The sequence below is a fragment of the uncultured Nevskia sp. genome (assembly GCF_903885465.1).
GTDB lineage: Bacteria > Pseudomonadota > Gammaproteobacteria > Nevskiales > Nevskiaceae > Nevskia.
Genome location: NZ_CAISIQ010000060.1, coordinates 1 through 11,271 on the forward strand (window position 1 = coordinate 1; position 11,271 = coordinate 11,271).

The window sequence follows — 11,271 nt, forward strand, 5'->3', positions numbered from 1 at the left end:
ACGCCGATCAGCGCCACCACCGAGAAATCCTGACCGGTCAGCAGCAACGCCAGCAGCGCACCGACGCCGGCGGACGGCAGGGTCGACAGGATGGTGATCGGGTGGATGTAGCTCTCGTAGAGCACGCCGAGCACGATGTAGATCACGACAATGGCCGCCAGGATCAGCCAGGGCATGCTGGCCAGCGAGGTCTGGAACTCGGCGGCGCTGCCCGAGAAGCTGCGCTGCACCGAGGTCGGCAAGCCGATTTCCGCAGCTGCCGCATCGATCGCCGGCAAGGCATGGCTCAGCGACTGCCCGGCCGCGAGATTGAACGACAAGGTCGCCGCTGGCAGCTGGCCGAGATGGCTCAGCACCAACGGGCCGCGCACCGTCGTCGCCGTCGCCACCGCAGACAGCGGCACCAGGCTGCCGGAGGTCGATTTCACGTAGAGCTGATCGAGCGCGTCAGGCCGCTTGCGGAACTCCGGCGGCACTTCAAGCACCACCCGGTACTGGTTGATCGCGGTGAAGATGGTCGTCACCTGACGCTGACCGAACGCGTCATACAGCGTGTCGTCGATCGCCTGCACCGGCACGCCGAGGCGGCTGGCGCGATCGCGCTGGATGTCGAGCTTCAGATACAAGCCATCGACCTGCTGATCGGTGGTGACATCGGTCAACTCGGGCTGGCGTTTCAGCGCGTCGATGAACTTCGGCGTCCACTCCGCCAGTTCGGCGGCGTCGAGGCTTTTCAGCACCAGCTGAAACTGGGTGCGGGCGATGCGGCTGTCGATCTGCAGATCCTGCACCGGCTGCATGAACAGGGTTATGCCTTCGACGTTGGCGGCCAGCGTCTTCAGCCGGCGGATGACGCCATCAGCACTCGTACTACGTTCGCCACGCGGCTTCAGCACGATGTTCAGGCGGCCGGTGTTCAGGGTCGGATTGATGCTGCCGGAACCGACGAAGGCGGCAACGCTTTTCACGTCCGGATCGACACGAATCGCCTCGCTCAGCGCAAAAGTGCGCGCCTGCATGGCCGGAAACGAAATGCTTGCCTCGGCTTCGGCGACGCCGACGATGACGCCGGTGTCCTGCTGCGGCAGCAGGCCTTTCGGAATGCTGATGAACAGCCAGGCGGTGGCGACCAGAGTGAGGCCGAAGACCAGCAAGGTCTGCTTCGGCCGCGCCATCACCCAGCGCAGGCTCCGGGAATAGCCATCGAGCAGATTGTCGAACTGCCGCTCGCTCCACTCGAACAGCTTGCCGTGCTTGGCGTTCGGGTCTTCGGCCTTGAGCAGCTTGGCGCACATCATCGGCGTCAAGGTCAGCGAGACGAAGGCCGACAAGGTCACGGCGATGGTCAGCACCAGCGCGAACTCGCGGAACAGCCGGCCGATGACACCGCTCATGAACAGCAGCGGGATGAACACGGCAATCAGCGATACCGTCAACGACACCACGGTGAAGCCGATCTGCTTGGCACCCTTGCGTGCGGCGGTTTCCGGGTCTTCACCGGCTTCGATGTAGCGGACGATGTTCTCGATCATCACGATCGCATCGTCGACGACGAAACCGGTGGCGATGGTCAGCGCCATGAGGCTCAGGTTGTCGAGCGAGAAGCCGCACAGCGCCATGACGCCGAAGGTGCCGATGATCGACAGCGGCAGCGCCACGCTGGGGATCACCGTCGCCCATAGCTTGCGCAGGAATACGAAGATCACCATGACCACCAGCACCACGGTGAGCATCATCGTGAACTGCACGTCGTGCACCGAAGCGCGGATGGTTTCGGTGCGATCGGCGAGCACCTCGAGGTGGATCGACGCCGGAATGTTCGCGGTCAGCTGCGGCAGCAGCGCCTGGATGCGCTGCACGGTTTCGATGATGTTGGCGCCGGGCTGGCGGCGGACATCGACCAGCACCGCACTGCGCGCGCCGACCCACGCAGCCAACTGTTCGTTCTCCACACCTTCGATGACGGTCGCGATATCGCTCAAGCGCACCGGCGCGCCATTGCGGTAAGCGATGATCACCGGCTTGTATTCGTCGGCCGAAATGATCTGGTCGTTGGAGCCGATGGTGAAGCTTTGCTTGGGGCCATCGAAGCTGCCTTTCGGCGCGTTGACGTTGGCCTGCTGCAGCGCGGTGCGGATGTCTTCGAGACCGAGCTGCAATCCGGCCAGCGCGGTCGGATTGGCCTGGATGCGCACCGCCGGCCGCTGGTTGCCCTGGATCGACACCAGACCCACACCGCTGACCTGCGACAGCTTCTGCGCCAGCACCGAATCGGCGAAATCGGCGACCTGGTTCTGTGGCAGCACTTCGGAGCTGATCGCCAGCTGCAGGATCGGCGCAACGGCCGGGTTGACCTTGTTGTAGACAGGCGGATACGGCAGGTCATTCGGAAGCGTGCCGCGCGCCGCGTTGATCGCCGCCTGCACGTCCTGCGCGGCGTTGTCGATATCGCGGTCGAGCACGAACTGCAGGGTGATCGTCGACAGGCCGAACGCCGAGTTCGAGTTCATCGACGACATGCCGGCGATGGTGCCGAACTGCCGCTCCAGCGGCGTAGTCACCAGCGATTCGATCACCTGCGGGCTGGCGCCCGGCAACTGCGTGGTGACCTGGATGGTCGGGAAATCGACATCCGGCAGTGCCGCGATCGGCAGGCCGCGATAGCCGAGCGCACCCAGCAGCAGCACCGCGATCATCAACAGCGTGGTCGCGATCGGGCGCGAGATGAAGGGCTCGGAGACGCTCACTGCGCGCGTCCGCTTTTGACGCGGCCGAACATGCTCACTTGCCCTTCGGCTGCGCAGGCGGCGCCGGATCACTGGCCAGACGAATCTTCGAGCCCGGCTGCAAACGGTACTGGCCTTCGACGACGATGCGATCGCCGTCGTTCAGGCCTTTGGCGATCAGTGCCGTGCCGTTCTCGCTGCGGGCGACGGTGACGTCGCGCTTGTCGGCGATGCGGGCGCCCTTGTCGTCGGTCTTCTCGACATAGACGAAGTCGCCGTTCGGGCCGCGCTGCACGGCGCTGGCCGGAATCACCAGGCCGTTCTTCTCGGTACGCACCAGCAGCCGCATGTTGACGAACTGGCCGGGCCACAGCGCGCGGTCCTGGTTGGCGAAGGTCGCCTTCATGCGGATGGTGCCGGTGGTCTGGTCGATCTGGTTGTCGACCACGGTCAGCTCGCCGGTGGCGATCTGCTTGGCATTGTCACGATCGAAGGCCAGCACCTTGACGCCGGACTTGCCCGCTCCGCCGGCGGCGCGGATATCGGCCAGGCTCTGCTCGGGCAAGGTGAACACCACCGAGATCGGCATCACCTGAGTGACCACGACGATGCCGGTGGTGGTGCCGGCGTCAACGATATTGCCGACATCGACCAGCCGCAGGCCGGTGATGCCGGAGATCGGCGCGGTGATCCGCGCATAGCCGAGCGAGATGCGCGCGCTCTGCACGGCGGCCTCGTTGGCGCGCACCGTGGCTTCGGTCTGGGCCACGGTCTGGGCCTGGGTGTCGAGCTGCTGCTTCGACACATAGCCATCGCCGACCAGTTCGCTGAAGCGCTGCAGATCGCGCTTGGCGGTATTCAGCAGCGCCTGGTTCTGCGCCTGCTGCGCCTGCGCCTGCTGCAGCTGTGCCTCGAAGTTGCGCGGATCGATCTGCGCCAGCAGTTCGCCGGCTTTTACCGTCTGCCCTTCCTCGAACGCCACCGAGACCAGCTGGCCGCTGACCTGCGGCCGCACCGTCACCGTGTTGAACGCCTGCACGGTGCCGAGGCCATCGAGATAGATCGGCACATCGCGACGGCTGACATCGGCCAGCAGTACCGGTATCGGCCCATTGCCGCCGGGGCGACCGCCCTTGCCCGCGCCGGGCTCGGCCGCGCCGCCAGCGGCAGCCTCATGGTTTGCGCCGGACGTCGCCGGCTTGCGCAACACGAAATACCCGGCCAGCAGGGCAATCGCGCCCAGCACCAGCGCGACGGCAATGACTCTGCGCATGCGTTTTTTCTCTTCCATCGGAAAGTTGGCTTGCCATGACTGCCGGCAGCGGCGCGCACCCACCGGGCGCGACTCAGCCGCTTGGACGTGCTGCAGCCGCAATGGTTCGCGGCGCACCGCCAAATCCATCGAAAGCCCGCGCGAACCATCGAACTACCTTGCTTCAGCGCAGCGCCCGCCCGCAAGCCGGGGACGGGTGAAGTTCGGTAACGATGCCTAGATCAGTTGCGCGACGAGGCTAATCAGCAGGCCCACTTCGACCAGTTCGATGCCAGCACCGAGCGCATCGCCGCACTGGCCGCCGAGTCGGCGCTGCAGGAACAGGCCCCAGCCGGCGATCAGGACCGGCGCGATCAGCAGCCGTGGACTCAGGCAAGCGCTGGCAGCCGCCAGAGCCAAGGTCCACAGCAGCACCGCCCAGGGCTGGCGATCCCAGGCGAAGCGATCGCCCATGCCGCCATGCAGCGGCGGCAGCCACCAGACCCAGACCAGTGGCGCCAGCCGCGCCCAGGCCGGGATCAGCAGCAGGGCGGCGAAGCCCGCTCCGGGCAGGGTCAGCAGCACCAGCTTGGCGAGCAGCATCAGCACCAGCGCCAGTACGCCGAAGCTGCCGAGGTGCGGGTCCTTCAACACCTCGAAGAAGCGCTTCGGATCGCGATGCGAAGCCCCGAGCGCATCGGCAAGATCGGCCAGCCCATCGAGATGCAGTCCGCCGGTGACCCAGACCCAGAGCACCAGCACGAGCAGCGCGGCAAACGCCGGATGCTGATCGCGGACCAGCATCGCCAAACCAGCCAGCAGCGCACCGATGATCAGGCCGACCAGCGGAAACCAGACCGCGCAACGGGTCAGATCGGCAGGCTCGAAATCCCGCACCTGCGGCGTCGGCAGGCGGGTCAGGAACTGGGTGGCGAGGATCAGTCCGCGCATGGCGGCCTCAGTGCCAGCAACACCGGATCACCACCCTCCGGCAACAGGAACTTCAGCGAAGTCGCTGGCGGCACCGCGATGCGCCAGTGATCGTCGATCCGCAGCCATTCCTGAAGCAGCACGCGAATCACGCCGCCGTGGGTCAGGCACAGCCAGTCGCCGTCCGGGCCTGTTTCACGCCATTTCTTCAGTGCCGCAAACACGCGCGCACGAAAGGCCGGCAGTGCTTCGCCTTCCGGCGGCGCCAGCGTTTCCGGATCGGCCTGGAACGCGGCGTAGCGCGCACCATCGCTGGCCATCACTTCGGCCGGCGTCAGGCCCTGCCAGACGCCGAAGTGCATCTCGCGCAGATCGTCGATCACTTGGCAGTCCGGCTGCACGGCCTGCGCGAAGACACGACAGCGCTGCAGCGGCGAGCTGATCACGCCTGCCCAGCGTTGACCGATGACTGCCCGCTGCATTGCCGCGTCACCGGCGATGCTGACCGGCGGATCAAGCTGACCCCAGAGAACAAATGGGCGCTCGTCGACCGCGCCATGACGCAGCAGTGTCAGGCTCAGCATGCGGACCCCGCACTGACACCAGCACTGGCGAACGTCGCCATCTCGTTGTGCAGCGCGCAGGCCAGGCGCAGCAGCGGCACGGCAACCGCCGCGCCGCTGGCTTCGCCAAGGCGCAGGCCGAGATCGAGCAGCGGCTCGGCCTGCATCGCCGCCAGCATTCGCGCATGGCCGGGCTCGGCCGAACGATGGGCGAAGATCAGCCAGGGAAGCACGATGGGATTCAGGCGCACGGCGCACAGCGCGGCACTGCTGGCGATGAAGCCGTCGATCAGCGCCGGCACGCCGCGCTGCGCACAGGCGATATAGCTGCCGGCGATCGCTGCGATCTCGAAGCCGCCGAGTCTGGCCAGCACCGCTTCCGGCGTAACCAGGCGGGCTGCGTGCAGCGCCAGCGCTTCGGCGATCACCAGCGCCTTGGCCCGAACCCCGGCGGCATCGAGCCCAGTGCCCGGCCCGGCCAGTTCGTTCGGCGCCGCACCAAGCAGCGCGCAGGCCAGCGCCGTTGCCGCACTGGTGTTGGCGATACCCATGTCGCCGGCGATGAACAGGTCGATCTCCCCTGCCCGCGCCACGGCCGCATGTCCGGCCATCAAGGCTTGTTCGAGCTGTGCCGCGCTCATCGCCGGCCCGCGTGAGAAATCTGCAGTGCCTGATGCGACGCGAGCATCGACGACGCCGGCCGGCACCGCGCCGGTGTTGATGCTGCCGACATCGACCACTTCCAGACTCGCGCCGAGCGTTCGCGCCAGCACGCTGATCGCGGCACCACCGCCAGCGAAGTTACCGATCATCTGCTGGGTGACTGCCTGCGGAAACGCCGACACCCCGCGCGCCGCGATGCCGTGATCGGCTGCGAACACGGTGATCGCGATCCGCTCGGCACGCGGCTGTTCGCGGCGCTGCAGAGCCGCCAGCCGTATCGCCAGGGTTTCCAGTTGCCCGAGCGATCCGGCTGGTTTGGTCAACTGGGTCTGCCGCTGCCTTGCGGCCTGCTCGAAGCCGGCGTCCGGCGTTTGCGCGGCCTGCGCCCACCAGCTCATCGCGTCACTTCCTTCAGAACCATCGGCAGGCCGGCGACGGTGAACACCACCCGCTCGCACTGAGCCGCCAGCGCCTGATGCAGCCAGCCAGCTTCGTCGCAGTAGCGCCGGGTCAGCTCGCCGAGCGGCACCACGCCGAGGCCGGTTTCATTGCTGACCAGGATGATCTCGCCGGGCAAGGTCGGCAGCGTCGCCAGCAGCGCATCGCGCTCGGCCGCGAGACGGCTACCGTCCTCGAACAGCAGCAGATTGGTCAGCCACAGGGTCAGGCAGTCGACCAGGATGCAGCGGCCCGGTGCTGCGACCGCGTGCAGCGTCGAAGCCAGTGCCAGCGGCTCTTCGATCAACTGCCAGTGGGCCGGCCGGCTGGCGCGGTGATGAGCGATGCGGCTGGCCATCTCGCCATCGCCGGCCTGCGCGGTCGCGACATAGCTGACCAGCAGGCCGCTGGCCTCGGCGAGGGATTGGGCGTGACGGGTCTTGCCGGAGCGGACTCCGCCGAGGATCAGGCTGCGCATGCTTTCAGGGGTTTCAATAAAAGATTCAGGTCGAGGTGCTGTTCGATGCTGTCGGCAAGGCGATCGATCGCCGCTTCACGTCGGGCCGCATGATCGCTGACCACGGGCTTCGCGAGCCCGGCCCAGCGCAGCAGCGCGGCGCAGGCTTCGGGGCGATCGAACAGGCCGTGCACGTAGCTGCCGAGGATCTGGCCGTCGCTGCTGATCGCGCCGTCGCTGCCGGTATCGAGCATTGCGCTGGGCAAGGCCAGCGCCGGGCCGCTGCTGATGCCGGCATGAATTTCGTAGCCGGCCATCGGCACGCCGCCATCGAGCAGCAGGGTTCCGGAGACGTTGCGCAATTGCTTGGTCGCGGCCAGCCGGGTCTCGAAATCGAGCCAGCCGAAACCGGCGCTATCCCCTTTCGCGCCTTCGAGGCCGAGCGGATCGTCGATGCGCGTGCCCAGCATCTGGAAGCCGCCGCAGATGCCGATCAGCTTGCCGCCGTAGCGCAGATGCCTGGCGAGATAAGCCTCCCAGCCTTGCTTGCGCAGATGGGCGAGATCGGCGCGGACCGACTTCGAGCCCGGCAGGATCACCAGGTCCGCCGGCGGTGGCGTCTCGCCGGGACCGACGAAATGCAGGTTGACCTGATCGAGCACGCGCAGCGGCTCGAAATCGGTGTGGTTGCTGATTCGCGGCAACACCGGCACGACCACGGTCAGCGCCGCACCGGGCTGGCTTTGCGCGTTGCCGGCAATCGCGTCTTCGGCATCCAGTGCCAGACCGTGCAGATAGGGCAGCACACCGAGCACCGGTTTGCCGGTGCGCGCTTCGAGCCAGCGCAGGCCGGATTCCAGCAGCTTGATGTCGCCGCGAAAGCGGTTGATGACGAAGCCGGTGACCCGCGCCTGCTCGGTCTCACTGAGCAGTTCCAGGGTGCCGACCAGATGCGCGAACACGCCGCCGCGATCGATGTCGGCGATCAGGATCACCGGGCAGTCCACCGCTTCGGCGAAGCCCATGTTGGCGATATCGCCGTCTCTGAGATTGATTTCCGCCGGCGAGCCGGCACCTTCGACGATGATCGCGTCGTAAGCCGCGCTCAGCCGCGCATGCGAAGCCAGCACCGCGGCATGGGCGACCTTCTTGTAGTCGTGATACGCACCCGCTTCCATGTTGGCGACGACGCGGCCATGGATGATCACCTGGGCGCCGGTATCGCTGTTCGGCTTGAGCAGCACCGGGTTCATGTCGGTGGTCGGCAGCACGCCGGCGGCCAGCGCCTGCAGCGCTTGTGCGCGGCCGATATCTCGCCGCCGTCGGCGGTCACCGCGCTGTTCAGCGCCATGTTCTGCGGCTTGAACGGCGCGACCAGGATGCCGCGCCGAAGCAGCACACGACACAGCCCGGCAACCAGGGTGCTCTTGCCGGCGTCGGAGGTCGTGCCCTGCACCATCAAGGTGTTCGGGTTCATGCGAAGCGCTTTGATGGCAGAGCCCCGCCAGCAATTCCGTCATCCCCGCGCAGGCGGGGATCCAGTTCTGTTGGTTCCGGCGGAGTGCAGACGTCGAAACTGGATTCCCGCCTACGCGGGAATGACAAATGAAAGTGAGGAGGCTCATCGGCAAGCACATGCAGCGCTTCGTTCCGACGCATCTGCTCGCCTTCACGCTGCAGACGAAGCGCACCGGCTCTGGTCGTCATGCGCGCGCCGCAGCCACGATCAGGGCATGCAGTTGCAGCAGCCCGTCGCTCAGTGCCGCCGGGCCGGGCTGCAGGATGTCGCAGGATTTGATCTCGTGCAGCTGGCCGTTGCGCACTGCCGGGATCGCCTCCCAACCCGGACGCGCGGCGACTCTTTCGGCGCTGAATTTCTTGCCGCACCAGGAGCCGATGATCAGCTCCGGCTGGCGGCGGATGATCTCGTTGGGGTCGGCGATGATCCGCGCCTTGCCGCCGGGTTCCGCGGCCAGTTCCGGGAACACGTCGTCGCCACCGGCGATGCCGATCAGTTCGGAGACCCAGCGGATCGCCGATATCTGCGGCTCGTCCCATTCCTCGAAATAGACCCGGGGCCGGCGCGGCAGCTTGGCGGCGGAGGCGCTCACTTCGTCGATGCCGCGTTGCAGTTCATCGAGCAGCAGCGCGGTGCGTGCCTGGGCGCCGACCATGGCGCCGAGCATGCGGATGAATTCGAGAATCTCGGCAACGCTGCGCTGGTTGAACACGTGCACCGGAATGCCGGCGCGGATCAGTTCGGCGGCGATGTCGGCCTGCAGGTCCGAGAAGCCGAGCACCAGGTCCGGCTTCAGATCGGCAATGCGCCCGGTCTTGGCGCTGGTGAACGCGGAAACCTTCGGCTTCTCCTTGCGCGCCTGCGGCGGCCGCACCGTGAAACCGGAGATGCCGACGATGCGCTCCTGCTCGCCGATCCGGTACAGGGTTTCGGTGGTTTCCTCGGTCAGGCAGACGATGCGCTGCGGGCCGATGCTCAGCGCGGCCATAGGTTCTCGTGCAGCAGCTCATCGAGCGGCCGCGGCTCGCGCCAGCGTTCCTGCTGCAGCATCGGCGCCGGATAGAAGGCCTTGACCGGGCCCAGGCAGAGCACGGCGATCGGCTGGGTATCAGCCGGCAGTTGCAGCAGCTGGGCCAGTTCGGCGGGCTCGAACATCGATACCCAGCCGAGGCCCAGACCTTCGGCCCGCGCGGCCAGCCACAGGTTCTGGATCGCGCAGGCGACCGAGGCTGTCGACATCATCGATGGCATGGTCCGGCGGCCGAAGATTTCGGTGTCCGGCCCGGCGTCGTGGACGGCGGCAATCAGCAGTTCGGCGCAGTCGCGAATGCCTTCCACCTTCAGTTTCAGGAACTCGTCCTGGCGCGAACCAAGGGCGACGGCCGTGCGCGCCACTTCCTGCTGAACCTGCGCGTACACCGCCTCGCGCAGCGCTTCATCGGTGATCCGCAGGAAGCGCCAGGGCTGGCTGAGGCCGACGCTGGGTGCCGCGTGGGCGGCTTCGAGCAGGCGCTGCAAGATCGCGGCGGCAACCGGCTCGCGGACGAAATGGCGCATGTCGCGCCGCTCGTGGATGGCGCGGTAGACGGCCGCGCGTTCGGCGTCCAGGAAGTCGGGTTCGGTCACGGAAATGGTGGCGCAGCGGCCTCGGGATGAGGCGCAGGCTCGCAGTTTGCAACACTCCGGGACGGCCTGAAGCCAAGGCATACTTCGCCCCATAGCGGCCAAAGCCCGCACCCTCTTCGCAAAGGATTCCGACGTGGCTGGATCTAGCCTGTTTCTGTTGATCGACGACATCGCGACCATGCTCGACGACGTCGCCACGATGACCAAGGTGGCGGCGACCAAGACCGCCGGCGTGCTCGGCGACGATCTGGCGCTGAACGCGCAGCAGGTCAGCGGCGTGGCCGCCGATCGCGAGCTGCCGGTGGTCTGGGCGGTGGCCAAGGGCTCGTTCGTCAACAAGCTGATCCTGGTGCCGGCGGCACTCGGCATCAGCGCCGTGGCGCCGGTGCTGATCCAGCCGCTGCTGATGTTCGGTGGCCTGTACCTGTGCTTCGAAGGCGTCGAGAAGCTGGCCCATCCGCTGCTGCATCCGGCCGATGGCCACGAGCAGGAGGAGCGCATGAAACTGCTCAGCGATCCCAAGCTCGATGTCGTCGCCTACGAGCGCGACAAGATCAAGGGCGCGATCCGGACCGATTTCGTGCTGTCGGCAGAGATCATCGTCATCAGCCTCGGCACCGTCGCCACCGCAGCGCTGGTCGAACAGCTCGCGGTGCTGGCCGGTATCGCGGTGATCATGACCGTTGGCGTCTATGGCCTGGTTGCCGGCATCGTCAAGCTCGATGACGCCGGCCTGTATCTGAGCCGCAAGCCGAGTGCCGCGCTGCGCGGCTTCGGCCGCCTGCTGCTGGCCGCGGCACCGAAGCTGATGAAGACGCTGTCGATCGTCGGCACGGCGGCGATGTTCATGGTCGGCGGCGGCATCCTGGTGCATGGCGTGCCGGCTGCGGGCGAAGCGATCCATCATCTGCTCGAAGGCAGCAATGGCGTGATCGCCTCGATCGCCAATGCGGCGATCGGTGGCGTCGTCGGCCTCATCGCCGGTGCGCTGGCGCTGGCCATGTTCCTGCTTGGCAGCAAGCTGTTCCGGCGCGACAAAGCTGCGTCCGCGCACTGAAGCAGCCCGTAAGCACAGCAACTTCAATCCCTCCTACTGA

The 11,271-nt window shown here is 66.8% G+C and carries 9 protein-coding genes and 1 pseudogene; 1 reads left to right on the top strand and 9 read right to left on the bottom strand.

Going from position 1 to position 11,271, the window contains the following annotated elements:
* The 9 genes and pseudogenes from QZY06_RS02035 to bluB form a co-directional block, all read right to left on the bottom strand.
* Positions 1–2,696: efflux RND transporter permease subunit (locus tag QZY06_RS02035; protein ID WP_367275538.1), on the bottom strand; the 2,696-nt coding region annotated here is incomplete at its 3' end.
* Between the two features lie 85 nt (positions 2,697–2,781).
* Positions 2,782–3,999, bottom strand: coding sequence for an MdtA/MuxA family multidrug efflux RND transporter periplasmic adaptor subunit (locus QZY06_RS02040; RefSeq protein WP_295679524.1), 1,218 nt, complete (start codon positions 3,997–3,999; stop codon positions 2,782–2,784).
* 216 nt (positions 4,000–4,215) lie between these two features.
* Positions 4,216–4,929: an adenosylcobinamide-GDP ribazoletransferase gene (cobS, locus tag QZY06_RS02045; RefSeq protein ID WP_295679526.1), complete on the bottom strand. Its 714-nt coding sequence runs from the start codon at positions 4,927–4,929 to the stop codon at positions 4,216–4,218.
* Positions 4,917–5,492, bottom strand: a complete 576-nt coding sequence (locus tag QZY06_RS02050; protein WP_295679529.1) for a histidine phosphatase family protein — start codon at positions 5,490–5,492, stop codon at positions 4,917–4,919. Before QZY06_RS02050 ends, cobS begins: the two co-directional genes overlap by 13 nt.
* Positions 5,486–6,532, bottom strand: a complete 1,047-nt coding sequence (gene cobT / locus QZY06_RS02055; protein WP_295679531.1) for a nicotinate-nucleotide--dimethylbenzimidazole phosphoribosyltransferase — start codon at positions 6,530–6,532, stop codon at positions 5,486–5,488. The genes QZY06_RS02050 and cobT overlap by 7 nt, the downstream gene beginning before the upstream one ends.
* Positions 6,529–7,050 (bottom strand): bifunctional adenosylcobinamide kinase/adenosylcobinamide-phosphate guanylyltransferase, encoded by a 522-nt coding sequence (cobU, locus tag QZY06_RS02060; RefSeq protein WP_295679534.1) that lies wholly within the window; start codon positions 7,048–7,050, stop codon positions 6,529–6,531. Before cobU ends, cobT begins: the two co-directional genes overlap by 4 nt.
* Positions 7,038–8,506: pseudogene (locus QZY06_RS02065) on the bottom strand (cobyric acid synthase). Before QZY06_RS02065 ends, cobU begins: the two are co-directional and overlap by 13 nt.
* Positions 8,507–8,732: 226 nt before the next feature.
* Entirely contained in the window at positions 8,733–9,527 is a 795-nt protein-coding gene (locus QZY06_RS02075; protein WP_367275539.1) for a cobalamin-binding protein, read from the bottom strand.
* A complete protein-coding gene (gene bluB, locus QZY06_RS02080) occupies positions 9,524–10,174 on the bottom strand; it encodes a 5,6-dimethylbenzimidazole synthase (RefSeq protein ID WP_295679544.1) in 651 nt (216 codons plus the stop codon). The genes QZY06_RS02075 and bluB overlap by 4 nt, the downstream gene beginning before the upstream one ends.
* Positions 10,175–10,307: 133 nt before the next feature.
* Here bluB and QZY06_RS02085 point away from each other — a divergent pair, with 133 nt between their 5' ends.
* Positions 10,308–11,231 (top strand): DUF808 domain-containing protein, encoded by a 924-nt coding sequence (locus tag QZY06_RS02085; RefSeq protein ID WP_295679547.1) that lies wholly within the window; start codon positions 10,308–10,310, stop codon positions 11,229–11,231.
* Positions 11,232–11,271: the final 40 nt, after the last annotated feature.

Excerpts from the sequence above, each read along its gene's own strand:
- QZY06_RS02050 (WP_295679529.1), bottom strand. The coding sequence starts at position 5,492 with ATGCTGAGCCTGACACTGCTGCGTCATGGCGCGGTCGACGAGCGCCCA.
- cobU (WP_295679534.1), bottom strand. The coding sequence starts at position 7,050 with ATGCGCAGCCTGATCCTCGGCGGAGTCCGCTCCGGCAAGACCCGTCAC.
- QZY06_RS02040 (WP_295679524.1), bottom strand. The coding sequence starts at position 3,999 with ATGCGCAGAGTCATTGCCGTCGCGCTGGTGCTGGGCGCGATTGCCCTG.
- cobS (WP_295679526.1), bottom strand. The coding sequence starts at position 4,929 with ATGCGCGGACTGATCCTCGCCACCCAGTTCCTGACCCGCCTGCCGACG.
- cobT (WP_295679531.1), bottom strand. The coding sequence starts at position 6,532 with ATGAGCTGGTGGGCGCAGGCCGCGCAAACGCCGGACGCCGGCTTCGAG.